The organism is Zoogloea sp. GW822-FHT05C07 (assembly GCF_058800215.1).
The window spans coordinates 1,714,945-1,738,997 of record NZ_CM179510.1; the positions used below are offsets into that span (position 1 = coordinate 1,714,945).

The following is a 24,053-nucleotide window of genomic DNA, read 5'->3' on the forward strand; positions in this document are numbered from 1 at the left end:
GCAGCACAATGACAAAAAGATTGTCATTCGACGAATTTGCCCAACTGGCCGAAGCGCCCCAATCCCGCTACCCTCTCGGCTTCACCCGTTTGCCTGGAGCACCCCATGACCGAACCGCTGCTCATTGCCAAGACCAAGGACAAGGAAATCCACCTGCTGCCCCAGCTGGCCAACCGCCACGGCCTGATCACCGGTGCCACCGGCACCGGCAAGACGGTCACGCTGCAGAAGATGGCCGAGTCCTTCGCGCGCATCGGCGTGCCGGTCTTCATGGCCGACGTGAAGGGCGACCTGTCGGGCATCGGGGCCGCTGGCGGCGACTCTCCCAAGCTACGGGAACGCCTGGCCGCCATCGGCATCGACGAATTCACGCCACGTGCCAACACCGCGGTGTTCTGGGACGTCTTCGGCGAGGCCGGCCACCCGGTACGGGCCACCATCTCCGACATGGGCCCGCTGCTGCTGGCGCGCCTGCTCAACCTCAACGAGACGCAGACCGGCGTACTGCAACTGGTCTTCAAGATCGCCGACGACCAGGGCCTGCTGATCATCGACCTGAAGGACCTGCGCGCCACCATCCAGTACGTCGGCGACAACGCCAAGGACTTCACCACCCAGTACGGCAACATCTCGGCGGCTTCCATCGGCGCCATCCAGCGCGGCCTGCTGACGATCGAGACCCAGGGCGGCGACAAGTTCTTCGGCGAGCCGATGCTCGACATCGCCGACCTGATCCAGACCGACGCCGACGGCCGCGGCGTGATCAACGTCCTCGCCGCCGACAAGCTCTACAACTCGCCCAAGCTGTACTCCACCTTCCTGCTGTGGCTGCTCGCCGAACTGTTCGAGCAACTGCCGGAAGTGGGCGACGTGGACAAACCCAAGCTGGTGTTCTTCTTCGACGAAGCCCACCTGCTCTTCAACGAGGCCCCCAAGGCCCTGCTGGAGAAGATCGAGCAGGTGGTGCGCCTGATCCGCTCGAAGGGCGTCGGCGTCTATTTCGTCACCCAGAACCCGCTGGACGTGCCCGAGTCCGTGCTCGGCCAGCTCGGCAACCGGGTCCAGCACGCGCTGCGGGCCTTCACGCCGAAGGACCAGAAGGCCGTCAAGACCGCCGCCGAAACCATGCGCGCCAACCCGGAATTCGACGCGGCGACCGCCATCATGGAACTGGGCGTCGGCGAGGCGCTGATCTCCTTCCTCGACGAAAAGGGCCGCCCGGCCATCGTCGAGCGCGGCTTCATCGTCGCCCCCGAGTCGCGCCTCGGCCCGCTGACGGCGGCCGAACGCAAGAGCGCTATCGAAAGCTCGGTGATCTACGGGCACTACGAACAGATGGTGGACAGGGAGTCGGCCTTCGAGAAACTGACCGGCGCGGCCGCTGGCACCAATGGCGCCCCGGCGGCAAACGGCACAGCAACCCGCGGCGCACCGGCGCCTGCGCAGGAGGAAAGCAGCGGCGGCGGCCTCTTCGGCGGCCTCAGCGACATCCTGTTCGGCAGCACCGGGCCGCGTGGCGGGCGCCACCCTGGCCTGGCGGAAACCGCCGCCCGCAGCGTCGCGCGCACCGTTGGCTCGACGATCGGACGGGAAATCGTGCGCGGCGTGCTGGGCTCCATCCTCGGCGGCAACAGCGGCCGCCGGCGCTAAGCAGTCCGCGCAGGCGTGGGCGCCGTCAGTGCCCCACGCCAGTCACAAACGGCAACGCCGCCGCACACAGCGGTGCCCGGGCCTTACCAGATGCCCAGCGCCTCCAGCTGCTTGGTCGCCGCCTCGCTCCAGCCCCGGTTGGCTGCCGGGCTGGCCGGGCTGGGGTGCAGCACCCGGCCGAACTGCAGCGGCAGGCCGGCCAGCGCCTCACGGGCGCGCTGTTCGGCCCACGCGCCGACCCCGATCACCCACTCCGGCTGCAAAGCCTCCACCACCTGGCGCAGATGCGCGTCGCAGGCCGCCAGCAGTGGCCCCTGCTCGGCCGCCGGCAGCTTGTCCGGCGTGACATTGCGGCCGCCATCGAAGAAGGCCAACGGGCAGTAGTTGGCGACGAAATGCTCGGCAAAGAAGGCTTCTGCGGTGCCAAAGCGCTCAGCGAACAAGCCCCACAGGCGCCGCCCGCTGACCTCCGAACGGGCACAGCCGAAGCCCTCGATGGGGCGCTTGGGGTTTTCTTCGGCCGGTTTCACGACCTCCGCCTCGATGCCCATCCAGTCGCGCACCGCCGCGATCTCGCCGAAGGGCACGCCGGTCTGCACCATGCCGAACGGACCGGGGTTCATACCGACGAAGACCACCTTCTTGCGGCCCTGGCCGAAACGCTGCAGGTACACCGCATTGGGCGCCCACGCGTAGCTGAGCGGGTTATAGACGTGGGACACGGGCGCCGCAAAGCGCATCGGGTCGAGGATGTCGCACAGGGTGCGGGCAGCGGATTCGAGAGGCGTCATATCAGGAACAAGAAGATCAGGCGGTCGCGACCTGCGCTTCGCGCCACGGCGCGACCTTGAACAACAGCAGCATGCCGGGCACCGCCAGCACGCCGCACAGCATGAAGAAATCGAACCAGCCCAGGCTTTCCACCAGCCAGCCGGCGGACGCGTTGATGAAGGTGCGCGGCACCGCCATCAGGCTGGTGAACAGCGCCAGTTGGGTCGCCGTGTAGGCCGGATGGGTGGTGCGCGCCATATAGGCGACGAAGGCCGTCGTGCCGAGCCCGACCGCCAGCGCCTCCAGGCCGATGACCACCGCCAGCACGCCCAGACGGCCGGCGTCGGCCTCGGCCGGGCCGAGCCAGGCCAGCCACGCGAAACCGTAGATCGCCAGCCACTGGACGAAGCCGAACACCCACAGGGCGCGGTTGATGCCCAACTTGACCATCCACAGCCCACCCAGCAGGCCACCGATCACGCTCGGCCACAGGCCGGCGTTCTTCGCCACCAGGCCGATCTCTGTCTTCGAGAAGCCCATGTCCAGGTAGAAGGGCGTCGCCAGCGCGGTACACAGGGAATCGCCAAGCTTGTAGAGGAAGATGAAGGCCAGCACCACCAGCGCGGACCTCACGCCGTGGCGGCCAAAGAACTCCCGGAACGGCTCCACCACCGCGTCGCGCAGCGTGCGCGGCGCCCTACTCGCCGCCGCCGGCTCCTTCACCAGCAACGTCATCGCCAGGCCCGGCGCCATGAACAGCGCCGTCACCAGGAACACCTCGGCCCACGGCAGATGATCCGCCAGCACCAGCGACAGCGAACCCGGCACCAGGCCGGCCAGCTTGTAGGCATTGACATGGATCGCGTTGCCGATGCCCAGCTCGATCTCCGGCAGCAGCTCGCGCCGGTAGGCGTCGAGCACGATGTCCTGGGTGGCCGACAGGAAGGCGATCAGCGCCGTCAGCCCGATCACCATGCCGAGGTTGGCCGTCGGCGACATGCTGCCCAGCCAGGCGATGGCCGCCAGCAGCAGCACCTGGGTCGCCGCCATCCAGCCCCGCCGGCGGCCGAGCAGCGGCAGCGCGTAGCGGTCGAGGAAAGGCGACCAGACGAACTTCCAGGTGTAGGGAAACTGGATCAGCGCAAAGGCGCCGATGGCCTTCAGCGACAGCCCCTCGGTCTTCAGCCAGGCCGGGATGAGGTTGAGCAGCAGGTACAGCGGCAGCCCGGAAGAAAAGCCGGTCAGCACGCAAATCAGCATGCGGCGGTTGGCAAGGGCACGCCAGGGGGATTCGGTCATGGGAGGCACGGCTTGGAACGGACCGTGAATGATAACAATCGGTTACTTGCTTCCGTTGATGCGGCGCCGAAAAATGCACCCATGCAAGACAGAAGAACAACAGGAGGCAGCATGCATCAGGTCAGCGTCGTTTTGCGGACCGACCGGGAATACGAATTCACCGTGCACGCCGACGAGACGGCCGGGCTCACAGGCGAAGCCGCGCGGGCCTGGCTGATGGCGGAGTTCGAGGCGCTGGAATGTACGCCCAGCAACCCGATGGGCAAGGTGCTGATCCTCGACGTGATCCTCAACGTTGCCAAGTATGCCGGGGAGGCGCGCTTTGCCCAGGGGGGCGACTGGGCGCGGCGCTTCGCGGCCTGCGTCGGCATGGCCCTCGACCGGCCAGCCGTACGTGTAGACGTACCGGCCTTCGTGGTCGGCTGAAGCGCCCGCTCGAGCGTCCTAGTTGCCCGTCGCTACGACGGCTTCGGCGGCGGCACACACCTCGGCGCGATTGCGCCCATCCCGCTTGGCCTGGTAGAGATTGGCATCGGCGTTGCGGAACAGCAAGGCCAGGCGGCCTTCCGCGCGCTCCACGTAGGCCCCGCCCACCGACAGCGTCACGATGCCCCAGTCCGCATTGAGCGCATGGGGAATCGCTAGTTGGCGCACGGACTCGAGCAGCTGCTCGGCGACATGCAAGTAATCCGTCTCGGAGCACCGGGGCAGCAGCACCGCAAACTCTTCCCCACCGTAGCGGGCGACGAACGCATCCCGGCTCAGTTCACTGGCGATGGTGCGCTCGACGACGCCCGCCATCGCAGCAGCAATCGCCCGCAAGCAATCGTCACCGGCCTGGTGGCCGTAGTGGTCGTTGTAGCGCTTGAAGTTGTCCACGTCGATCAGCAGCAGGCCGAAGGGCGAGCCGCACAGCTGGGCCTCGTCCCACTGGTGGTCGAGGCGCAGATCCATGTAGCGGCGGTTGTAGATGCCGGTCAGGCCGTCCTGGTGAGCCAGGGCCTCCAGCTTGTGGTTGGCCTCAAAGAGCTGCTTGCGCAGGCCGGCAATGCGCGCCATGGCCTTCATCTTGGCCTGCAGCACCGCCTCGGGCACCGTCTTGGCGATGAAATCATCGCCGCCGGCCTCGATGGCCGTGACCAGGTTCTCCGGGGTATCGGAAGCGGTGAGGAAGATGATCGGCGTCCACGCCCAGTCCTGCTTGGCTTCCAGCGCACGGATCCGTTCGGCCGCCACGAAGCCGTTCATCACCGGCATTTCCACATCCATCAGCACCAGGTCCGGCGGACAGCAACAGAAACGCTCGACCCCCTGCTCGCCGTTCTCGGCCTGCGTCACCTCGTGACCAAGAAGGGTCAGGCGGGCAGCCATCACGGCAGACACCGCGCGCGAATCATCCACCAGCAGAATCCGCATCGTGCACTCTCTCGATTTCTTTATATCGAAAGTAATAGTAGCGCAGTCCACGGGAGAAGTCGGCCTTCCTGCACAGCAGGTAACAAGCTGACCCGGAACTTGGGACAGATCAAGGTTTTGCGCCCCGGGCAGGACGACACTGCCGGCATGGACATCGCCCCCGAAACCTCCCCCGCCACCCCGGCCGCCGCACCGCCGGGGGACTTGGCGATCTGGTTCTTCATCCTCGCCGAGCTGCTCGCCTTCGGCGTGTTCTTCGCCGCCTACGCCTTCGGCCGCGCGCACAACGTCGAGCTGTTCAACGAGATGCAGAAGACGCTGAACCGCGAAGCCGGGGCCGTCAACACCGTGCTGCTGATCACCGCCAGCTGGTGCGTGGCGCGCGCCGTCGAGGCGGTCGGACGCAGCCGTTCGGCCACCGGCGCACGCTGGCTGCTCGCCGGCATCGCGTGCGGTGGCGGCTTCCTGGTGGTAAAGGGTTTCGAATACGCCGACAAGTTCAGCGCCGGCATCAACTTGTCCACCAACACCTTCTACATGTTCTACCTGTCGCTGACCTTCTTCCACTTCATGCACGTGATCCTCGGCCTGGTGATCCTCGTCGCGCTGTGGGTGAAGACCCGCCAGGGCGCCTACGGCCCGGCCGACATGAACGGCATCGAGAGCGGCGCGGCCTACTGGCACATGGTGGACCTGGTGTGGATCGTCCTCTTCCCCCTCGTCTATGTGATGCGATGAACACCCGTCACCTCAACTCCGTCTGGGTCGTGCTGATGCTCGCCACGCTGGGCACGCTGGGTATCGGCGAGTTCGGCGCCCGCCTCGGGCTCGCCGGCCCGCTGGCGATGGCCGCGCTGCTGGCCATCTGCTTCGTCAAGGGCCGCCTCGTGGTGCTCGACTTCATGGGCCTGCGCGGGGTCAAATTCTTCTGGCGCAGCCTGCTGCTCGGCTGGCTGCTGCTCGTTTCGGCGCTGATCGCCATCGCCTACTGGATCGCCCTCAAATGAACGCACCGCTGCCCACCGAAATCCCCTTCTACGAAGCCGCCGGCAACGAGATCACGGTCTTCGAGCAGGCCTGGAAGAATCGCCTGCCGCTGCTCATCAAGGGCCCCACCGGCGTCGGCAAGACCCGATTCGTGGCCCACATGGCGGCCCTCCTGGGCCTGCCGCTGTACACCGTGGCCTGCCACGACGACCTCACCGCCGCCGATCTGGTCGGCCGCCACCTGCTCGGCGACGGCCAAACGGTGTGGTGCGACGGCCCGCTGACCCGCGCGGTGCGCGAAGGCGGCATCTGCTACCTGGACGAAGTGGTGGAAGCCCGCCGCGACACCACGGTGGTGATCCACCCGCTGGCCGACGACCGCCGCACGCTGCCCATCGAGCGCACCGGCGAAGTGCTGCACGCGCCGGAGCGCTTCATGCTGGTGATGTCCTACAACCCGGGCTACCAGAATTTCCTCAAGGGCCTCAAGCCGTCCACGCGCCAGCGCTTCGTCAGCCTGCGCTTCGACTTCCCGGCGGCCAGCCGCGAGGAGACCATCCTCGTCGGCGAGACCGCCTGCGATCCGCTACTGGCCCGCCAGCTCGTCTCCATCGCCCAGCGCCTGCGCAGCCTGAAGGACGTGGACCTGGAAGAAGTCGTGTCCACGCGCCTGCTGGTCTACGCCGCCAAGCTCGTCAAGGTCGGCCTCGACCCGGTGGACGCCTGCCGCTCGGCACTGGTGGAAAGCCTCACCGACGACGAGGACGTGGCGGACGCGCTGCTGGAAGTGGTGAAGGCGACCTTCGGGCGCTGAGCCCAACGGGCCGCCAGCGCTTTTCTTGCAGCGCGCAGCCCCCTTTCATTCCCCGACAAGCGAGCCCGGACGCCTCAGCGCCCCTTCTCCGGCGGCCAGGCGGGAATCCGCCAGCCCCGGCCCACGGCCAGCAGACGCAGGCCGGTGATGGTGCAGATGCTGGTCAGCGTGGACAGCTGCGGCGTCACATCCAGTGCATGCAGGCCGAGGAACAGGCTGCAGCCGATGAAGGCGCACAGGGTATAGGGCCGGTGGTCGTGGAAGACCTTCGGAATCTCGTTGCACAGCACGTCGCGCAGCACCCCGCCGAACACCGCGGTGATGGCCCCCATCAGCACCGCGACGATGCCCGGCATGCCCGCCGCCAGCGCCACCGACGCACCGGAAATGGCGAACAGGCCCAGCCCGCAGGCATCGGCGGCCTCCATCAGCGTGTCGGTCAGTTGCAGCCGGCGCGCGCGCAGCAGCAGCGGCGTGATCAACGTCATCCCCAGCACCAGCCACACGTATTCCTGATGCTGCACCCAGAACAGCGGGCGGCGGTCGAGCAAGATGTCGCGCAGCGTGCCACCGCCGAAGGCGCTGACGAAGGTCACCGAGAACACCCCAACGACGTCCATGCGCTTACGCGTGGCCTCGATGAGGCCCGACAGCGCGAAGGCGATGGTCGCGGCGATTTCGATGGCGGTGAGGAGCAGTTCAATCTTCATGGCGAAAGCGGGCGCCTGTATCCGGCGCCCTGAAAAGCGCGGAGGGCGGCCGCAGCCGCCCTCCAATCTAGACCGTTTTGCGCGGTCAGCGTATTACAGCAGCGGCGCCAGCCACTTGCGGGCTTCGTCCACCGTCATACCGGTACGCGCCGCCCAGTCGGCCAGCTGATCCTGGCCGATCTTGCTGACCGCGAAGTAGTAGCTGTCCGGATGGGCGAAGTAGAAGCCGCTGACCGCCGCCGCCGGCGTCATCGCGAAGCTCTCGGTGAGGCCCATGCCGGTGTTGGCCGGGGCGTCGAGCAGCGTGAACAGGTCGCCCTTGACGGTGTGGTCCGGGCAGGCCGGGTAGCCCGGCGCCGGACGGATGCCGCGGTAGGCTTCCTTGATCAGCTCGTCGCAGTTCAGCGTCTCGGCCGGCGCGTAGGCCCACAGCTCCTTGCGCACCTTGGCGTGCAGCCATTCGGCGGCGGCCTCGGCGAAGCGGTCGGCCAGCGCCTTCAGCATGATCGCGTGGTAGTCGTCGTGGGTGCGCTCGTAGGCGGCCAGGCGGCCCTCGATGCCGAGGCCGGCGGTCACCGCGAAGGCGCCCACATAGTCGGCCACGCCGCTGCCCTTGCCGGCCACGAAGTCGGCCAGGCAGTAGTTGGGCTTGCCGGCCGGGCGCTCGTGCTGCTGGCGCAGGCCGCGCCACGTCATCTGCACCTGGCTGCGGGACTCGTCGGCGTAGATCTCGATGTCGTCGCCCACCGCATTGGCGGGGAACAGGCCGACCACCGCCCGGGCCTTGACCCACGGATTGGTGTCCTGCTCGGCGACCATGCGGGCCAGCATCACTTCGGCGTCGGACTTCAGCTCGCGAGCGGTTTCGCCGACGATCTCGTCATGGAGGATCTTCGGGTAGCTGCCGGCCAGGTCCCAGGTCTGGAAGAACGGGCCCCAGTCGATGTAATCCACCAGCTCGGCGAGGTCGATGTCGAAGGCCTGCACGCCCAGCTGGGCCGGCTTGGCCGGCACGTAGGCCGGGTCAGCGTTCCACTTGAAGGCGTTGGCGCGGGCATCGGAAAGCTTCACCATCGCCACGCCCTTCTTGCCGGCGTGCTGGGCGCGGATCTTCTCGTAGTCGGCGGCCACTTCGGCGGCGTAGCTGGCGCTCTGCCCTTCGGACAGCAGGCTGGTGACCACGCCGACCGCGCGGGACGCGTCGGGCACGTAGATCACCGGCTGGTCGTAGTGCGGGGCGATTTTGATCGCGGTGTGGGCGCGGCTGGTGGTGGCGCCGCCGATCAGCAGCGGCACGTCGAAGCCCTGGCGCTTCATCTCGGACGCCACGTGGCTCATCTCTTCCAGCGACGGGGTGATCAGGCCGGACAGGCCGATGGCCTGGGCGCCATGCTCCTTCGCCGCGGCGAGGATCTTGTCGCAGGGCACCATCACGCCCAGGTCGACGATGTCGTAGCCGTTGCAGCCGAGCACCACGCCGACGATGTTCTTGCCGATGTCGTGCACGTCGCCCTTCACCGTGGCGATGACGATCTTGCCCTTGCTGCGGGCGCCGGTGCGGGCCTTTTCCTCCTCGATGTAGGGGATCAGGTGGGCCACCGCCTGCTTCATCACGCGGGCCGATTTGACCACCTGGGGCAGGAACATCTTGCCGGCGCCGAACAGGTCGCCAACCACGTTCATGCCGGCCATCAGCGGGCCTTCGATGACGGACAGCGGCGGCTTGCCTTCGGCGGCCAGCTTGGCGCGCACTTCCTCGGTGTCGGCGACGACGAAGTCGGTGATGCCCTTCACCAACGCATGGGACAGGCGCGCCTCGACGGGCTGCTCGCGCCACGACAGGTCGGGGCCGGAATCCTTGGCCTTGCCTTCCTTGACGGTCTGCGCGAACTCAACCAGCGCCTCGCCGGCGCCCGGGTGGCGATTGAGCACCACGTCCTCGACCTTGGCGCGCAGCTCCGCCTCCAGGTCGTCATAGACGCCGAGCATGCCGGCGTTGACGATGCCCATGCTCATGCCGGCCTTGATGGCGTGGTAAAGGAACACCGTGTGGATCGCCTCGCGCACCGGGTCGTTGCCGCGGAAGCTGAAGCTCACGTTGGACACGCCACCACTGATCTTGGCGTAGGGCAGGTTCTCGCGGATCCACGCCACGGCGTTGATGAAGTCCACCGCGTAGTTGTCGTGCTCCTCGATGCCGGTAGCGATGGCGAAGATGTTCGGGTCGAAGATGATGTCTTCCGGCGGAAAACCGATGCTGGTCAGCTGCGCGTAGGCCTTGGCGCAGATCTCGGTCTTGCGGGCGAAGGTGTCGGCCTGGCCCTTTTCGTCGAAGGCCATCACGATCACCGCCGCGCCGTACTGGCGGCACAGGCGCGCCTGGCGCAGGAACTCGGCCTCGCCCTCCTTCATGGAGATGGAGTTGACCACGCCCTTGCCCTGGATGCACTTGAGGCCGGCCTCGATGACGCTCCACTTGGAGGAGTCGAGCATGATCGGCACGCGGGAGATGTCCGGCTCGGAGGCGATCAGCTTGAGGAACTTCTCCATAGCGGCCAGCGAATCCAGCATGGCCTCGTCCATGTTGATGTCGATGACCTGGGCGCCGTTTTCCACCTGCTGGCGGGCCACCGCCAGCGCGTCGTCGAAGCGGCCTTCGAGGATCATGCGGGCAAAGGCGCGCGAGCCGGTGACGTTGGTGCGCTCGCCGACGTTCACGAACAGCGATTCCGGGCCGACGTTGAAGGGCTCCAGGCCGGACAGGCGCAGCTTCTTCTCGATGTGCGGGATGCTGCGCGGGGTGACCAGCGCCACCGCCTCGGCAATCGCCTTGATATGCGCCGGCGAGGTGCCGCAGCAGCCGCCGACGATGTTCACCAGGCCGGAGCGCGCCCATTCGACGATCTCGGAGGCCAGCTGCTCCGGTGTCTCGTCGTAGCCGGTGGGCGACAGCGGATTGGGCAGGCCAGCGTTGGGGTGGGCGGACACGAAGGTGTCGCAAACGGTGGACAGCTCATCCACGTACTGGCGCAGCTCCTTGGCACCCAGCGCACAGTTCAGGCCGAAGCTGATCGGCTGGGCGTGGCTGAGGGAGTTCCAGAAGGCCTCGGCGGTCTGACCGGACAGGGTGCGGCCGGAGGCGTCGGTGATGGTGCCGGAGATCATCACCGGCACGCGCTGCTTGATGTCGGCGAACAGCTTCTCGACGGCGAAAACGGCCGCCTTGGCGTTCAGCGTGTCGAAGATGGTCTCGATCAGCAGGATGTCGGCGCCGCCTTCGAGCAAGCCCTTGGCCGAGTCGTAGTAGTCATCGACCAGCGCATCGAAGCTGATGTTGCGGAAACCCGGATCGTTCACGTCCGGCGAGATCGACAGGGTGCGCGAGGTGGGGCCTACCACGCCGGCGCAGAAACGCGGCTTGGCCGGGTTGGCGGCGGTGAATTCATCGCACAGCTCACGCACCAGGCGGGCGCCTTCCACATTCAGCTCGTAGGCCACGTCGCCCAGCCCGTATTCGGCCTGGGACACGCGGGTGGCGTTGAAGGTGCAGGTCTCGATGATGTCCGCACCGGCTTCCAGGTAGGCCCGGTGGATGCCGCCGACCACGTCCGGGCGGGTCAGCACCAGCAGGTCGTTGTTGCCCTTCAGGTCCTTGGGATGATCGGCGAAGCGCTGGCCGCGGTAGTCGGCCTCACCGAGCTTGTGCTGCTGGATCATCGTGCCCATCGCCCCGTCGAGGATCAGGATGCGATGGGTCAGGGCGGACTGGAGTTCAGCTGTGCGGTCGGCTTGCATGGATCTACCTCGGTACGGATTTTGTCAGCCGGGAGGGACGCGCGCTGCAGCGGCACAAAAGCGAACGGCGCGGCAAACCCGGCTGGAAGGTTTGCGAGCGCCGTTGATGATTGCCGAGCCTGGCCCACGGGTTTCGCAGGTCGCAACGCTCCTCGGCAAGGGGCGGATTTTACGGGGTTTTCAGTCCATCTGCCAAGATCGGGCAGCGTTCAGGCGGCGACAGCGGCGAGCAATTCGCGGGCGTCATCCCGCCACCAGCCGAGGGCCGCGTAAAAGCCTTCCCATACGCAGCCGTTGCAGCCGCGCCCGCAGCAGGTGGTCGGCGCCGGAGGCGGATTGCGATGCGCCAGCCCGGCCGCGTCCAGCAGGTCGCGGATCGCGGCAACCTGCGCATCGGCCTCGGCAAGGTTGGTGGGGCGACGGGTGAAGGGATCGGCAAACGCAGTCATGGCGGCAGCTCCGGCGGGGCCGCGACGATAGCACGACGACGCGGCACGGAGGGGCACCAACGGTCGATGGATTCCCCCGCCGCGCTGGACTAGATTCAAGACTGCGATCGGCTGCGATGCCCGCCGGGTATCGAGCCCACCGACAGGAGCGTTCCGATGCCCCGACAGATCACCAGCAAGCGCCCCAAGACCGCCTCCCACCCCCGCCAGCAGAGTGAAGGGACGGCGCCCCCCGACCACCCGTACGACGTGTTCGTCTCCCATCAGGCCGGCGACATCGAGCTGGCCCACGACCTGTACCGGCACATCCGCGACACGCTGGGCTACGAGGCCTACCTCGATGAACAGGACAGCGCGCCCGAGATGGATCCCGACACCGTCGATGCGATTACGGCCGAGCGCTTGCGCAAGATCATGCGCCGTGCCGCCAGCCTGATCCTGGTGATCGGGCCGAACACCGGGCGGTCGCGCTGGATGCCATGGGAACTGGGCTTTTTCGACGGCCGGCAAAGCTCCCAGCGGATCGGCATCTATCTGGCGGAGGGCGCGCAACTGCCCGGCCAGCAGGAGTACCTGGGAATCTACCCGAAGGTGCTGCACAAGGCCGACGTGCGCCACTTCCTGGCCGAAGCCACGATGGACGCCGCCGCCCTCGACAGCGTCACACCGGACCTGCTGGAACGCCATCTGCACCATCTGCAGCGCGCCCCGTTCGATTACTGGCTGTCCCTGCTCCAATGGCAGTTCGGCTTCCTTGGAAATCTGCTCGCCGACCACCCTACCACCGGGATGGCCGGCGACTTCCAGCCGGAGGACCGGCCCGAAGTCCTGCAGGCCAATCCCTGGCTGGCCGCGCTGCGCCTGTGGCAGGACCAGCTGGCGACGGCCCGTCTCAACCTGTGGGAAGCGAGCCGGCAGGGCAAGCCCCAGCCGCTGACCTTTCCCGCCTTCGACGCGCTTCCCTGGTTGCCGCAGGGCTTGGGCACCACCCCGGGCCCCGCCGCCGTCACCGTGCAGCACGGCCGGCGTTAGCGCCAGACGGAGCGGAACAGGCCTCCGGCGAACGCATTCCCGAGAGTCCCGAGAGCAGCGACGCAGGCGAATGAGCACCTTCCCCACCTGCGATTAGCCGGTTTTGCCCTCTTGCGGCAACGCAGGGGGAGGATAATGCCGTCATGTCCCCCCCGCTCCCTCCCTGGCTCGAAGCCTTCCGCGCCCAGCTCGGCGCGGAGCTCGTCGAAACCCATATCTCCTGGCTGCTGCTGGCCGACGGCTTTGCGTGGAAGCTGAAGAAGCCGGTCATCCTGCCCTTTCTCGACTACGGTTCGGCAGCGCGGCGGCAGTTCTTCTGCCAGGAGGAGCTGCGCCTCAACCGGCGCTTCGCGCCCGAGCTCTACCTGGGCCTGGAGGCGGTCGGCGACAGCGGCGAATGGGCGGTGAAGATGCGCCGCTTTCCCGAGAGCCAGCGCCTCGATCATGTATGTGCCCGCAGCGCGCTGACGCCGGACCATCTGTCGGCCCTTGCCCGCGTCGTGCATGCCTTCCACCGCGCCGCGGCGACGGCACCCGCCGGCAGCCGCTTCGGCGAGCCGGCTCAGCTCCGCACCCCGGCCATCGACAACTTCAGCGCCATCCGCGGCTTGCGGCCGGATGCGGCGCCACGCATCGACCGACTGGAAGCGTGGACCGAGGCCGAGTTCGCGCGTATCGCTCCGCGGATGGCCACCCGCAAGGCGGCCGGCCGGGTGCGCGAATGCCATGGCGACCTGCACCTGGGCAACCTGGTGCTGCTGCACGGCGACGTGGTCCCCTTCGACTGCATCGAGTTCAACGACGACTTCCGCTGGATCGACGTGGCCTCCGAGCTGGCCTTCACCTACGTGGACCTGCTCGACCACCGCCGGCCAGATCTGGCCGCATGGCTGCTCAACGAATGGCTGACCGAGTCCGGCGATTTCGACGCGGTGCCGGTACTGCGCTTCTACGCGGTGTACAAGGCGATGGTGCGCGCCAAGGTCGCCGCCTTCGCCGGCCAGCCCGACACCACCGACGACTATCTGGCCCAGGCCGAGCGCCTGAGCGCCGCGCCGCGCCCACGGCTGGTGATCACCCACGGCCTGTCGGGCTCCGGCAAGAGCAGCCTCAGCGCCGAACTCCTGCGCGCCGATCCCTACGCCGCCACGCTGCGCCTGCGCTCCGACGTGGAACGCAAGCGCCTGTACAACCTGCCGCCACTGGCCAGCAGCCGCTCCTGCGTGGCCGGCGGCATCTACACGCCGGAGGCAACCCGCCGTACCTACGCGCGCCTGACCGAGCTGGCCGGCCAGATGCTGGACGCCGGCTGGTCGGTGATCGTCGATGCGGCCTTTCTGAAGCGCAGCGAGCGCCAGTCCTTTGCCGAGCTGGCGCAAGGGCACGATGCCGATTTCGCGATCCTCGCCTGCACGGCACCCGTGGACGAGCTGCGCCGCCGCCTGCAAGCCCGCCGCAACGATCCTTCCGAAGCCACCGTCGAAGTGCTCGAACGGCAGCTGGAGTGGATCGAGGAACTGGACGCGGACGAGCAGGCCCGCGTCATCCCGCCGCCTCAGCGCAGGGAGCCGACGTAGCGCTCGGTCGGGTGGGTGGAATTGGGCCGCGATGAGCGCAGCCGATCGAGGAGGCCTCGGGCCACCGGGTCGTTGGCCGCGTCGCCATCCGCTGGCGCCTCCTCCAGCTCCATGGCAACCGTCAGCCGCGCGGCCAGGTCGGCCAATTCGGGATTGCCGGCCTCCCGGGCCAGGCGCACGATCTCCCGCGCGTAGTCCTTGTTTACCCGCATGTATTCCACGTCGGTGATGCGGTTGCTGACCCTGCGCATCAGCAGGTGGATGCGGCCCAGCAGGCCGTAGATGACGGTATCGGACTCCATGGCGATTCCTTTCCGGTTCCGTTGAAAATCAGTTGATCAGGCGTGGCTGATGGTTTCGCCGTGCTCGACGAGATCGAGGCCTTCCACCTCGGTCCGTTCGTCCACGCGCAGCCCCACCAGGCGGTCGATGAGCTGCAGCACGCAGAAAGTGGCGGCTCCGCTGTAGGCCAGCGTGGCGGCAATGCCCGCCAACTGGGCCAGCACATCGCCCCGCACGCCACCGATGGCCGGCGAGGCCAGCCAACCGGTGAGCAGCGCACCGAGAATGCCGCCGACCCCGTGGATGCCAAAGGCATCCAGCGCGTCGTCGTAACCGAGCATGCGTTTCAGCGCGGTGGCACCCAGGTAGCAGCCGACACCGGCGACGAGGCCGATCAGCACTGCCGCCTGCGGCGTGACGTAGCCGGAAGCCGGCGTCACCGCCACCAACCCGCCGACTGCGCCGGACACCAGACCGAGGGCGCTCGGCCGACCGCGCATCAACCACTCGGCACCCATCCAGGACACCGCTGCTGTCGCCGCCGCCAGCTGGGTGACCAGCATCGCCATGCCGGCCCGGCTGTCGGCAGCCAGCGCCGAACCGGCGTTGAAGCCGAACCAGCCGACCCACAGCAAGGCCGCGCCGGTCAGCGTCAGGGCCAGGTTGTAGGGCGTCATGGCCTGCCGGCCGAAACCTTCGCGCGGCCCCAACACCACAGCGCAGACCAAGCCGGCCACGCCGGCGTTGATGTGCACCACGGTCCCGCCGGCGTAATCGAGCGCCCCCAGCTTCGCCAGCCAGCCGCCCGGCGCCCACACCCAGTGGGCCACCGGCGCATACACCAGCACCGACCACAGGGCGGCGAACAGCAATACCGCCGAGAACTTCATGCGCTCCGCGAAAGCGCCCGGCACCAGGGCGGTGGTGATGATCGCGAAGGTCAGCTGGAACATCGCAAACACGGATTCGGGGATGCCGGCGCCCTCGACGCCAGCCTGGCCATCCAGTTGCAGGCCGTCGAGGAACAGCCGGTCGAGTCCGCCCAGCCAGGCCGAACCGGGACGCAGCGCCAGGCTGTAACCGACGAGGCTCCAGGTCAGCGTCACCACCGCGGCGATCGCCACGCTCTGGCTCATGGTGGACAGCACATTGCGGCGGCGGACCATGCCGCCGTAGAACAGCGCCACGCCGGGCAGGGTCATCAACAGCACCAGCGCGCTGGCGGTCAGCATCCAGGCGGTGTTGCCACCATCCGGTTGACCCGGCGATGCGGCCAGTGCGGCACCGGAAAACAGCAGGGAAAAGAATGGCACCGCGGCAAGGCGCGCCAGGACGGACGGGGCAGAACTCTTCGGCATGGACACTTTCAGCAGACAGGGCGCCCGAGTGGCGCATGTGCACATGCAGCAAATCCTGTGCCGGGCCGGATTCACCGAAAAGCCGGTGTTTTTGCCCGTCTCGCGCCCCCCGATCGCCCACTCATCCGACATGAAGCACCGGCCTGGTGCAAGCTGCTGGCATCGGACCAACACTTGCTCAAGATGGGCGCCACAAATGCACAAAGCCCGGCCGGAGCCGGGCTTTGTGCATTACTGCATCAGCAAGCGAAGGATCAGGCCGCCTTGGCCTTCTCGCTACCGCCGACGAAGAAGCTGACAATGTAGAGCAGCAGACCGATCAGGAAGATCACGCCGGTGCCTTCACGCAGCCAGTAGAAGATCGAGATCTGGTCCTGGGCTGCCATGAACGGGATCGGGGTGCTGCTGTAACGCTGCAGCCACACCTGCAGGATGCCCGCCGCGGTGAGGAACAGGGTGATGAACACCATCGCCACGGTCATCAGCCAGAAGGCCCACATCTCCAGCACCTGGGAACGCTCGCTGTTGGCGGCGCGACCACGCAGGATCGGCATCGCGTAGCTGATGATGGTGAGAACAACCATCGCGTAGGCACCGTAGAAGGCCATGTGACCGTGGGCAGCGGTGATCTGCGTGCCGTGGGTGTAGTAGTTCACCGGAGCCAGGGTGTGCAGGAACCCCCACACGCCGGCGCCGAGGAAGGACATCACACCGGTGCCCAGGGCCCACAGGGTGGCGGCCTTGTTCGGGTGCTCGCGGCGGCGGCGGTTCACCATGTTGAAGGCGAACACGGTCATCGCGAAGAACGGGATCGGCTCCAGCGCGGAGAACACGGAACCCCACCACTGCCAGTATTCCGGCGTACCGATCCAGAAATAGTGGTGGCCGGTACCGATGATGCCGGTGACCAGGGTCATGGTGATGATCACATACAGCCACTTCTCGATCACTTCGCGGTCGACGCCGGTCACCTTGATCAGCACGAAGGCCAGCAGGGAGCCGAGGATCAGTTCCCAGACGCCTTCGACCCAAAGGTGCACGACCCACCACCAGAAGTACTTGTCGAGCACCAGGTTGGACGGGTTGTAGAAGGAGAACAGGAAGAATACCGCCAGGCCCCACAAGCCCATCATCAGCACCAAGCTGATCGAGGTCTTGCGGCCCTTCAGCATGGTCATCGTGAGATTGAACAGGAACACCAGGGCGACGACCACGATGCCGACCTTGGTGATCAGCGGTTGTTCAAGGAACTCCCGCCCCATCGTCTCGAGGATGTCGTTGCCGGTGTAGTGCGCCAGAGCGGCGTAGGGCACCAGCAGGTAGCCGAGGATGGTGGCCGCGCCAGCGATGAGGAAGACCCAGAACATCGCGATCGCCAGCTTCGGCGAATACAGCTCGGTCTCGGTTTCCTCCGGGATCATGTAGTAGGCCGCGCCCATGAAGCCGAACAGCAGCCAGACGATCAGCAGGTTGGTGTGGACCATCCGGGCCACGTTGAACGGGATGGCGGGGAACAGGAAGTCCCCGATGACGTACTGCAGACCCATGATCAGGCCGAACAGCACCTGACCGAGGAACAACCCGATGGCCGCGATGAAGTATGGCTTCGCGACCGACTGGGAGGAATATTGCATGGTGATGGCTCCTTTCAGATCGGCGATCAGCCTTCGATGTTGGGCGGCCAGTTGGCGGTGTTGATTTCCGACGAGTACTTCAGGAATTCGACGAGGTCGTTGAGTTGCTGTTCCGTCAGGTGGAAATTGGGCATCTGGCGGCGGCCCGGCGCACCGGTGGGCTGGGACTGGATCCACGCCTTGATGAACTCGGGGCCGCGACGCTTGTAGACGTTGCCCAGTTCGGGGGCGAAGTAGGCGCCCTCACCCATCAGGGTGTGGCAGCCGATGCAGTTGTTGGTCTCCCACACTTTCTTGCCCGCCACGACGGCCGGCGTGAGATTGGCGTGGTTATCCCGCTTGGGAATGGTCTGCATCGAATCGAAGGTCAGCGCGAGGAACAGGAGCGCAAAAAACACGGTGCCCCCGTAAAAAATGTTACGCGCCATGGATTTTGTGAATGTCCCGCTCATGGAACCTCCCTGGATGGCTTCGCTGCACGGCGCAGCTTGGGCCGGATATTCCGGATCGCGGGGGTTGGCGTCCTTGACTCGGGTCAAGGGCGCCGGATGAGCCTCTGCCGTGAGTCACCATGAAACGCCAGGAGAATATGCCAACACCCACCGGCCAGGCGTTGCCGAATGCCGTATGCAAGCACTGGCAGGACAAACGGACATCCCCGTGAAACACGGCGGTAGTCAGCCCCGCGGCGAGGCCGGATAATCGCCACCGTCCGAACGATCCCCGCGCCCCGCCATGACGCTCCGCCCCGAACTCGACTTCATCGGCCTCGCGCCCTTCCTGCGCCTCAGCATCGCCGGCGGCGACCTGCGCCAGGTTGCCCAGGCACTGCTCGAACAAGCCCAGCAGGACCAGGACAACCCAAGCCTGTGGATGAACCTGGCCACCGCCTTCTTCACGATCGGCGAGCGAGAGCTGGGCCTGACGATCCAGGCCCAGGCGCTGCAGGCACAGCGCCGCTACACGCTACCGGCCCGCCGCCAGCCGGCCCGCTGCCGCCTGCTGGTGTTGCAAAACGCCGGCGATCTGGCCGAGAACACGCCGATCGACTGCCTGCTCGAGGACAGCGACGTGGAGCTGATCTACCAGTACGTCAGCGCCGCCGAACCCTTGCCCGCCGACCTGCCGGAGCACGATGCGCTGCTGGTCGGCCTGTCGGTCAGCGAAACCAGCCAGCCCATCCTGGACGCCCTCGTGACCCTGCTGGCCAACTGGCCGAAGCCGGTCATCAACGCCCCGCAGCACATTCCGAACGTCGAGCGGGAAGCCGCCAGCACGCTGCTGCAGGACGTTCCCGGCCTGCTGATCCCGGCCACCTGGCCGGTGGATCGCGCCACGCTGGCGGCCATCGCCGATGGCCGCCGCGCCGTCGAAGAGGCCTTCCCCGGCGGGCGCTTCCCGCTGATCCTGCGCCCCGTCGGCTCCCACGGCGGCCACGGCCTGGCGCGCATCGACACGCCCGCCGAAATCGGCACCTATCTGGCGGCCGAGCCCGACGACAGCTTCTACCTGTCGAACTTCATCGACTACAGCGGCGCCGACGGGCTGTTCCGCAAGCTGCGCGTGGCGCTGATCGACGGCCGGCCCTTCGCCTGCCACATGGGCGTGTCGGCCCACTGGATGATCCATTACCTCAACGCCGGCATGTACGAGGACGCCGCCAAGCGCGCCGCCGAGCTGGCCTTCATGGACGGCTTCGCCGACTTCGCGGCCCGGCACGCCACCGCGCTGGAGGCGATCCACCGCCGCTCGGGGCTGGACTACATCTGCATCGATTGCGCCGAAACCCGCGACGGCGCGCTGCTGATCTTCGAGATCGACCATGCGATGGTCGTCCACGCGATGGACCCGGAAGAACTCTTCCCCTACAAGCAGGTGCACATGCTGAAGGTAAAGCAGGCTTTCGAGGATTATCTTTACCGCCTCCAGGCTTCCCAGCCCAAGCCGCTCTGAGCGCCCGCCGATGACCACACCTGGCCCCAACCCGCTCAACGCGCTCAACTTCTCCGGCGGCCCCGGCGCACTGCCGGACGTCGTGCTGCAACAGGTGCAGGAGGCGATCCGGGCCGTGCCCGAGGTCGGCCTGTCCATCCTCGGCATCAGCCACCGCTCCGACTGGTTCGCCGCCGTCGTGGACGAACTGGAGAACAACGTCCGCACGCTGCTGGGCCTGCCGGCGGACTACCGCGTGCTGTTCCTGCAGGGCGGCGCGACCCAGCAGTTCTCGATGCTGCCGATGAGCCTGCTGGCCGGCAGCAGCCAACCCGCCGACTACCTGCACACCGGCTACTGGAGCGGCAAGGCGCTGCCCGAGGCGCGCAAGGTTGGGCCGGTGCGCGTGCTTTGGAGCGGCGAGTCCTGTCGCTTCCGGCAACTGCCGACCGACGACGAGCTCGACTTCAACCCGCGGGCGCCCTATCTGCACTACGTCTCCAACGAAACCGTCGAGGGCCTGCAGTTCCACCGTCTGCTCGGCCGCGACGACGTGCCGCGCATCTGCGACATGTCGTCCGATTTCCTGTCGGCGCCGGGCGACTACAGCCGCTTCGCGATGATCTACGCCCACGCGCAGAAGAACATCGGGCCAGCCGGCGTAACTGTGGTGGTGCTGCGCGACGAACTGCTCGCCAACGCGCCGGACGACCTGCCGGCCTTCCTCGACTATCGCGCGCAGATCGACGCCCACTCCATCCTCAACACGCCGCCGGTGTTCGCCATCTACGTGGTGCTGCTGGTCACCCGCTGGCTGCTGCAGGACATCGGCGGCCTCGCCGAGATGGACCGCCGCAACACCGCCAAAGCCGCGCTGCTGTACGGCGTGCTGGACGCCAGCCACGGCTTCTACGCCGGCCATGCGGCCCCCGCCGACCGCTCGAAGATGAACGTGGTGTTCTGCCTGCCGACTCCGGAACTGGAGGCCGCCTTCTTCGCCGAGGCCCGCTCCGCCGGCTTCTCCGGCCTGACGGGCCACCGCAGCATCGGCGGCATCCGCGCATCCATCTACAACGGCCTGCAGCTGGCCGCCGTCGAAAAACTGGTGGACTTCATGGACGGCTTCCGGCGCCGCGCACCAGCTGCGTAAGCACCGTGTGGGGAGCCGCGTCCCCGCTGTGACAAGCGCGGGACAGCGGCACCTCCACAGAATGATTCCCCCGACCGGGATTTCCGTCGCCCAAAAGCAGACGGGCCGCAATGCGGCCCGCCTACTCCCCAGAGGCCGGGCCCGAAGACCCGGCGTCTGCTCCCCCTCCTACAGGTTCTAGCTCTTCGGCGCCTTGTCGGCCGACTCCGGCTTGGCCTCTTCGGGCTTCAGCGGCGGATGGAATTCCTCCGGCGTCGCGCCATCCTTCGGCGAACCGATGGACTGTTCGACAGCCGGCAGCGTATGGGCGATGCCCTTGTGGCAGTCGATGCAGGTCTTGCCCTCGTTGAGGCCGGTCTGGTGCATGCGCGACGAACGGCGGCCCTGCTCGGCGTAGTCGAAGCCCTCGAAGTTGTGGCAGTTGCGACACTCGCGGGAATCGGTCTTCTTCATCCGCTCCCATTCATGCTTGGCCAGCTCCAGGCGCTTGGCGTTGAACTTCTCCGGCGTGTCGATGGAACCGAGGATCTTGTGCAGCACCTCGTTGGACGCCTGGATCTTGCGGATCATCTTGTGCGTCCAGTCCTTCGGCACGTGGCAGTCCGGGCAGGTGGCACGCACGCCCGAGCGGTTCGAGGCGTGGATGGTGTTGCGGTACTCCTGGTAAACGTTGTCCTTCATCTCGTGGCACGAGATGCAGAACTCTTCCCGGTTGGTGAATTCCATGGCGGTGTTGAAGGCACCCCAGAACAGGATGCCGCCGATGAACAGCATGGCGGCAAAGCCCCAGCCCACCGAGCGGATGCGGCTGATGAAGCCTTTCTTGTTGGTATCCATTTGTCAGACTCCCTGTCTGGCCGTCAGCGCATGCCGGCGCCGGGCTTGAAGGTGTTGCCCACCAGCGGACGGGCATCGCTCTGCGGCACGTGGCATTGCACGCAGAAATAGCGGCGCGGCGACACGCTGGACAGCTCTTCGCCCTCACGGGTCTTGAAGTGGGTCACCGAAATCTTGGTCGCGCCCGTTTCCTTGGCGCGGCTCCAGGCGTGGCAATCCAGGCACTTGTTGAAGTTCTTGGTGATGTTGTAGCCCTTGATCTGGTGCGGGATCAGCGGCGGCTGCTGGACGAAATCCCGCGGCAGCGGCGGCTGGTCGCGCCCGTAGCGGGTGCCGTCGCCTTCCGGATCGCTGGCGTTGATTTCGGCCCCACGCAGGCTTTGCAGCTTGACGGGCGCCTCCGTGGCGGCCACCGCGGCGGGAGCGAAGAAGGTCTGGGCGAGGGCCGCAGACAGGGTCAGGGCCAGTGCGGCTGCCCGCAGACGGGCGGAATTGAAGGTCGGCTTGTTCATCACTCGCTCCTTTGGTCGAACCTATGAGTCATTTTGAAAACCTGTTTGTCACATACATCGATGCAGCGCCCGCAGGTGGTGCAATCGGACGAAAGAATCAGCGGCCCGGCCTGCCCGACCGCCTTGAGGGCCGGGCGGATCACCTGCGGCTCGGGGCACACGGTGAAGCAGTCCATGCAGTCGTCGCAGGCGCGGCGCTTGACGGCGGAAATGCGCAGCAGCGCGGTCCGGCCGAGCAACCCGTAAAACGCGCCCATCGGGCACAGGTGGCCACACCAGCCACGGCTGGCCACCAGCACGTCGTAAAGAAAGATGCCGGCGATCACGAACAGCCCGCCGCCCATCCCGAAAATAAGCCCCCGATGCAGCAGGGACACCGGATTGCCCCACTCCCAGGCCAGCCGGCCGGTGACGGCGGCCGCCACGAGGAGGCCGCCGAGCAGCCAGTAGCGTGTCGCCGCGTCGGGCACCCGGCCGGTCTTGATCCCCAGCCGGCGGCGCGTCCACGCGGCGCTGTCGGTCACCACGTTCACTGGGCACACCCAGCTGCAGAACACCCGGCCGCCGACCAGCAGATAGAAGCCCAGCACGATGGCCGCGCCGGTCAGCGCAGCCGCATACGGCAGATGGCCGGTCAGCAGGGTCTGCAGCGCCAGCAGCGGATCGGTCAGCGGCAGCACGCCCAGCGTCAGCGACGAGGACAGGTTGCCCTTGGCGATCCACAGCCCGAACCACGGCCCGGACAGGAAGGCCAGCAGCACCAGCGCCTGGCTCAGCCGGCGCAGCACCAGCCAGCGCTGGCGCTGCCACAGGCTGCGCGGCACGGCAGAATCGCTGGAAGACACGGGCAGGCTGGCCATGGTCAGGGCTTCCAGTGAGAGTCCAGACCGCCACGGCGGATCACGCCGGACGTGTCCTTGGCCGGCGGCGCGGACGCAGCCTGCGCAGGCGCCGACGCCGGTGCGGCGGGGGCTGCCACGCTCTCGGTGGCGCTGCGCCCGGCGGTCGAACCTTCGAAGCCACGCACCGGCAATTCCACCTGTTCGCCGATCAGCGAGCCGCCATTGCGGGCCTTCTCTTCCCAGCCCTTGCGGTAGTGGGCCGGCAGCGCGCCCTGGGCCAGCTTGCGCGGCAGGACCTTGATCGCCGCCTCCGGCAGCACGCAGGACTTCTCGCACTTGCCGCAGCCGGTGCAGGCATCGGAATGCACCGTCGGCAGCAGCATCGCGTGACGGTCCGAGCGCGGGTTGTGCTGGGTCTCCAGCGTGATCGCCTTGTCGATCACCGGGCACACCCGGTAGCACACGTCGCAGCGCAGGCCGAGAAAGTTCAGGCAGCTCTCGTGGTCCACGAGGGCCGCGAGGCCCATGCGGGCCTGGTTGATGTCGGTCAGCTCCCGGTCCAGCGCACCGGTCGGGCAGGCCTTCACGCACGGGATGTCGTCGCACATCTCGCAGGGGAGCTGGCGGGCCGTGAAATACGGGGTGCCGGTCGGCACCGGCTCGCCGAGGTCGGCCAGCTTGAGGATGTGATAGGGACAGTCACGCACGCACAGCCCGCAGCGCACGCAGGCAGCCAGGAAATCACTTTCCGCCAGCGCCCCCGGCGGTCGCAAGGCCTGGGCCGGCAGCGCCGACGCACTGCGCGAGTACAGCCCCGCGCCGAGCGCCAGCAGGCAGCCGCCACCGGCGGCAGCGGCCACGCCGTTGACGAAACGGCGCCGCGCCGCCGATGCCGGCGATTCGGCAGCGGGCGACTTGCGGGCGGGTTGGCGGGCGGAGTCCACGATCAGTCCATTCGTTGAGCGCGCACGACAGCCGCGGGGACAAGCTCACTGGCCCCACGCAG

The 24,053-nt window shown here is 67.2% G+C and carries 23 protein-coding genes and 1 riboswitch; of the genes, 9 read left to right on the forward strand and 14 right to left on the reverse strand.

All coding sequences use genetic code 11. The annotated features are described in order from the left end of the window. Window positions 1-105: 105 nt before the first annotated feature. Window positions 106-1,650: a helicase HerA-like C-terminal domain-containing protein gene (locus AC3QL2_RS08175; RefSeq protein WP_493234703.1), complete on the forward strand. Its 1,545-nt coding sequence runs from the start codon at window positions 106-108 to the stop codon at window positions 1,648-1,650. A gap of 83 nt (window positions 1,651-1,733) precedes the next feature. On the opposite strand, the gene AC3QL2_RS08180 is transcribed toward AC3QL2_RS08175, so the two are convergent. Together AC3QL2_RS08180 and AC3QL2_RS08185 are read right to left on the reverse strand one after the other, a co-directional pair. Continuing rightward, window positions 1,734-2,441, reverse strand: coding sequence for a uracil-DNA glycosylase family protein (locus AC3QL2_RS08180; protein WP_493234701.1), 708 nt, complete (start codon window positions 2,439-2,441; stop codon window positions 1,734-1,736). Window positions 2,442-2,457: 16 nt separating this feature from the next. Continuing rightward, window positions 2,458-3,720 (reverse strand): AmpG family muropeptide MFS transporter, encoded by a 1,263-nt coding sequence (locus AC3QL2_RS08185; RefSeq protein ID WP_493234699.1) that lies wholly within the window; start codon window positions 3,718-3,720, stop codon window positions 2,458-2,460. Between the two features lie 111 nt (window positions 3,721-3,831). Between AC3QL2_RS08185 and AC3QL2_RS08190 the strand changes: the two genes are divergently transcribed. Continuing rightward, a complete protein-coding gene (locus AC3QL2_RS08190) occupies window positions 3,832-4,146 on the forward strand; it encodes a hypothetical protein (protein WP_493234698.1) in 315 nt (104 codons plus the stop codon). Window positions 4,147-4,164: 18 nt separating this feature from the next. Here the strand turns inward: AC3QL2_RS08190 and AC3QL2_RS08195 are convergent, their stop codons facing one another. After that, a complete protein-coding gene (locus AC3QL2_RS08195; RefSeq protein ID WP_493234697.1) occupies window positions 4,165-5,136 on the reverse strand; it encodes a diguanylate cyclase domain-containing protein in 972 nt (323 codons plus the stop codon). A gap of 147 nt (window positions 5,137-5,283) precedes the next feature. On the opposite strand from AC3QL2_RS08195, the gene AC3QL2_RS08200 reads away from it, so the two are divergent. Genes AC3QL2_RS08200 through AC3QL2_RS08210 form a run of 3 tightly spaced genes read left to right on the forward strand, consistent with a single transcriptional unit; the run spans window position 5,284 to window position 6,937 of the window. Continuing rightward, window positions 5,284-5,874 (forward strand): cytochrome c oxidase subunit 3 family protein, encoded by a 591-nt coding sequence (locus tag AC3QL2_RS08200; protein WP_493234696.1) that lies wholly within the window; start codon window positions 5,284-5,286, stop codon window positions 5,872-5,874. Next, window positions 5,871-6,143 carry a cytochrome C oxidase subunit IV family protein gene (locus tag AC3QL2_RS08205; RefSeq protein ID WP_493234694.1) on the forward strand — a complete coding sequence of 91 codons (273 nt, stop codon included), beginning with the start codon at window positions 5,871-5,873 and terminating at the stop codon, window positions 6,141-6,143. Before AC3QL2_RS08200 ends, AC3QL2_RS08205 begins: the two co-directional genes overlap by 4 nt. Then, window positions 6,140-6,937: a CbbQ/NirQ/NorQ/GpvN family protein gene (locus tag AC3QL2_RS08210; RefSeq protein ID WP_493234693.1), complete on the forward strand. Its 798-nt coding sequence runs from the start codon at window positions 6,140-6,142 to the stop codon at window positions 6,935-6,937. Before AC3QL2_RS08205 ends, AC3QL2_RS08210 begins: the two co-directional genes overlap by 4 nt. 74 nt (window positions 6,938-7,011) lie before the next feature. On the opposite strand, the gene AC3QL2_RS08215 is transcribed toward AC3QL2_RS08210, so the two are convergent. The 3 genes from AC3QL2_RS08215 to AC3QL2_RS08225 all read right to left on the reverse strand — a co-directional run bounded on the left by AC3QL2_RS08215 (window position 7,012) and on the right by AC3QL2_RS08225 (window position 11,891). After that, window positions 7,012-7,647, reverse strand: coding sequence for a trimeric intracellular cation channel family protein (locus AC3QL2_RS08215; RefSeq protein WP_493234692.1), 636 nt, complete (start codon window positions 7,645-7,647; stop codon window positions 7,012-7,014). 93 nt (window positions 7,648-7,740) lie between these two features. Beyond that, window positions 7,741-11,442, reverse strand: a complete 3,702-nt coding sequence (metH, locus tag AC3QL2_RS08220; RefSeq protein ID WP_493234690.1) for a methionine synthase — start codon at window positions 11,440-11,442, stop codon at window positions 7,741-7,743. Between the two features lie 88 nt (window positions 11,443-11,530). Further along, a riboswitch (S-adenosyl-L-homocysteine riboswitch) is annotated at window positions 11,531-11,602 on the reverse strand. Between the two features lie 49 nt (window positions 11,603-11,651). Continuing rightward, a complete protein-coding gene (locus tag AC3QL2_RS08225; RefSeq protein ID WP_493234689.1) occupies window positions 11,652-11,891 on the reverse strand; it encodes an oxidoreductase-like domain-containing protein in 240 nt (79 codons plus the stop codon). A gap of 156 nt (window positions 11,892-12,047) precedes the next feature. Between AC3QL2_RS08225 and AC3QL2_RS08230 the strand changes: the two genes are divergently transcribed. Next, entirely contained in the window at window positions 12,048-12,923 is an 876-nt protein-coding gene (locus AC3QL2_RS08230; RefSeq protein WP_493234688.1) for a toll/interleukin-1 receptor domain-containing protein, read from the forward strand. Between the two features lie 143 nt (window positions 12,924-13,066). Beyond that, a complete protein-coding gene (locus tag AC3QL2_RS08235; RefSeq protein ID WP_493234687.1) occupies window positions 13,067-14,500 on the forward strand; it encodes a bifunctional aminoglycoside phosphotransferase/ATP-binding protein in 1,434 nt (477 codons plus the stop codon). On the opposite strand, the gene AC3QL2_RS08240 is transcribed toward AC3QL2_RS08235, so the two are convergent. The 4 genes from AC3QL2_RS08240 to AC3QL2_RS08255 form a co-directional block, all read right to left on the reverse strand. Next, window positions 14,479-14,802, reverse strand: a complete 324-nt coding sequence (locus tag AC3QL2_RS08240) for a hypothetical protein (protein WP_493234685.1) — start codon at window positions 14,800-14,802, stop codon at window positions 14,479-14,481. The genes AC3QL2_RS08235 and AC3QL2_RS08240 overlap by 22 nt on opposite strands. A 36-nt stretch (window positions 14,803-14,838) precedes the next feature. Beyond that, window positions 14,839-16,140: an ammonium transporter gene (locus AC3QL2_RS08245; RefSeq protein ID WP_493234683.1), complete on the reverse strand. Its 1,302-nt coding sequence runs from the start codon at window positions 16,138-16,140 to the stop codon at window positions 14,839-14,841. A gap of 254 nt (window positions 16,141-16,394) precedes the next feature. Next, window positions 16,395-17,774 (reverse strand): cbb3-type cytochrome c oxidase subunit I, encoded by a 1,380-nt coding sequence (locus AC3QL2_RS08250; protein WP_493234681.1) that lies wholly within the window; start codon window positions 17,772-17,774, stop codon window positions 16,395-16,397. 26 nt (window positions 17,775-17,800) lie between these two features. Beyond that, on the reverse strand, window positions 17,801-18,226 hold the full coding sequence (locus AC3QL2_RS08255; RefSeq protein WP_079435458.1) for a c-type cytochrome: 426 nt from the start codon (window positions 18,224-18,226) through the stop codon (window positions 17,801-17,803). A gap of 283 nt (window positions 18,227-18,509) precedes the next feature. Here AC3QL2_RS08255 and AC3QL2_RS08260 point away from each other — a divergent pair, with 283 nt between their 5' ends. Continuing rightward, on the forward strand, window positions 18,510-19,727 hold the full coding sequence (locus tag AC3QL2_RS08260; RefSeq protein ID WP_493234679.1) for an ATP-grasp domain-containing protein: 1,218 nt from the start codon (window positions 18,510-18,512) through the stop codon (window positions 19,725-19,727). 10 nt (window positions 19,728-19,737) lie between these two features. Next, entirely contained in the window at window positions 19,738-20,856 is a 1,119-nt protein-coding gene (locus AC3QL2_RS08265; protein WP_493234678.1) for a phosphoserine transaminase, read from the forward strand. Window positions 20,857-21,033: 177 nt separating this feature from the next. Here AC3QL2_RS08265 and AC3QL2_RS08270 read toward each other — a convergent pair whose 3' ends face one another. Genes AC3QL2_RS08270 through napG form a run of 4 tightly spaced genes read right to left on the reverse strand, consistent with a single transcriptional unit; the run spans window position 21,034 to window position 23,991 of the window. Next, complete coding sequence (locus tag AC3QL2_RS08270) at window positions 21,034-21,693, reverse strand: NapC/NirT family cytochrome c (protein WP_493234677.1); 660 nt, start codon at window positions 21,691-21,693, stop codon at window positions 21,034-21,036. 23 nt (window positions 21,694-21,716) lie between these two features. Beyond that, a complete protein-coding gene (locus tag AC3QL2_RS08275) occupies window positions 21,717-22,205 on the reverse strand; it encodes a nitrate reductase cytochrome c-type subunit (RefSeq protein WP_493234675.1) in 489 nt (162 codons plus the stop codon). Further along, the gene (gene napH, locus AC3QL2_RS08280) at window positions 22,205-23,065 is read right to left on the reverse strand and encodes a quinol dehydrogenase ferredoxin subunit NapH (protein ID WP_493234674.1); all 861 of its coding nucleotides are present in this window, start codon (window positions 23,063-23,065) and stop codon (window positions 22,205-22,207) included. Before napH ends, AC3QL2_RS08275 begins: the two co-directional genes overlap by 1 nt. Window positions 23,066-23,067: 2 nt before the next feature. Continuing rightward, window positions 23,068-23,991, reverse strand: a complete 924-nt coding sequence (gene napG / locus AC3QL2_RS08285; protein WP_493234672.1) for a ferredoxin-type protein NapG — start codon at window positions 23,989-23,991, stop codon at window positions 23,068-23,070. Window positions 23,992-24,053 lie beyond the last annotated feature (62 nt).

Excerpts from the sequence above, each read along its gene's own strand:
- napH (WP_493234674.1), bottom strand. The coding sequence starts at position 23,065 with ATGGCCAGCCTGCCCGTGTCTTCCAGCGATTCTGCCGTGCCGCGCAGC.
- AC3QL2_RS08200 (WP_493234696.1), top strand. The coding sequence starts at position 5,284 with ATGGACATCGCCCCCGAAACCTCCCCCGCCACCCCGGCCGCCGCACCG.
- AC3QL2_RS08230 (WP_493234688.1), top strand. The coding sequence starts at position 12,048 with ATGCCCCGACAGATCACCAGCAAGCGCCCCAAGACCGCCTCCCACCCC.
- AC3QL2_RS08255 (WP_079435458.1), bottom strand. The coding sequence starts at position 18,226 with ATGAGCGGGACATTCACAAAATCCATGGCGCGTAACATTTTTTACGGG.
- AC3QL2_RS08210 (WP_493234693.1), top strand. The coding sequence starts at position 6,140 with ATGAACGCACCGCTGCCCACCGAAATCCCCTTCTACGAAGCCGCCGGC.
- AC3QL2_RS08190 (WP_493234698.1), top strand. The coding sequence starts at position 3,832 with ATGCATCAGGTCAGCGTCGTTTTGCGGACCGACCGGGAATACGAATTC.
- AC3QL2_RS08265 (WP_493234678.1), top strand. The coding sequence starts at position 19,738 with ATGACCACACCTGGCCCCAACCCGCTCAACGCGCTCAACTTCTCCGGC.
- AC3QL2_RS08250 (WP_493234681.1), bottom strand. The coding sequence starts at position 17,774 with ATGCAATATTCCTCCCAGTCGGTCGCGAAGCCATACTTCATCGCGGCC.
- AC3QL2_RS08235 (WP_493234687.1), top strand. The coding sequence starts at position 13,067 with ATGTCCCCCCCGCTCCCTCCCTGGCTCGAAGCCTTCCGCGCCCAGCTC.
- AC3QL2_RS08270 (WP_493234677.1), bottom strand. The coding sequence starts at position 21,693 with ATGGATACCAACAAGAAAGGCTTCATCAGCCGCATCCGCTCGGTGGGC.
- AC3QL2_RS08260 (WP_493234679.1), top strand. The coding sequence starts at position 18,510 with ATGACGCTCCGCCCCGAACTCGACTTCATCGGCCTCGCGCCCTTCCTG.
- AC3QL2_RS08175 (WP_493234703.1), top strand. The coding sequence starts at position 106 with ATGACCGAACCGCTGCTCATTGCCAAGACCAAGGACAAGGAAATCCAC.
- AC3QL2_RS08215 (WP_493234692.1), bottom strand. The coding sequence starts at position 7,647 with ATGAAGATTGAACTGCTCCTCACCGCCATCGAAATCGCCGCGACCATC.
- AC3QL2_RS08275 (WP_493234675.1), bottom strand. The coding sequence starts at position 22,205 with ATGAACAAGCCGACCTTCAATTCCGCCCGTCTGCGGGCAGCCGCACTG.
- AC3QL2_RS08240 (WP_493234685.1), bottom strand. The coding sequence starts at position 14,802 with ATGGAGTCCGATACCGTCATCTACGGCCTGCTGGGCCGCATCCACCTG.
- AC3QL2_RS08185 (WP_493234699.1), bottom strand. The coding sequence starts at position 3,720 with ATGACCGAATCCCCCTGGCGTGCCCTTGCCAACCGCCGCATGCTGATT.
- AC3QL2_RS08245 (WP_493234683.1), bottom strand. The coding sequence starts at position 16,140 with ATGCCGAAGAGTTCTGCCCCGTCCGTCCTGGCGCGCCTTGCCGCGGTG.
- AC3QL2_RS08195 (WP_493234697.1), bottom strand. The coding sequence starts at position 5,136 with ATGCGGATTCTGCTGGTGGATGATTCGCGCGCGGTGTCTGCCGTGATG.
- AC3QL2_RS08205 (WP_493234694.1), top strand. The coding sequence starts at position 5,871 with ATGAACACCCGTCACCTCAACTCCGTCTGGGTCGTGCTGATGCTCGCC.
- AC3QL2_RS08225 (WP_493234689.1), bottom strand. The coding sequence starts at position 11,891 with ATGACTGCGTTTGCCGATCCCTTCACCCGTCGCCCCACCAACCTTGCC.
- AC3QL2_RS08180 (WP_493234701.1), bottom strand. The coding sequence starts at position 2,441 with ATGACGCCTCTCGAATCCGCTGCCCGCACCCTGTGCGACATCCTCGAC.
- metH (WP_493234690.1), bottom strand. The coding sequence starts at position 11,442 with ATGCAAGCCGACCGCACAGCTGAACTCCAGTCCGCCCTGACCCATCGC.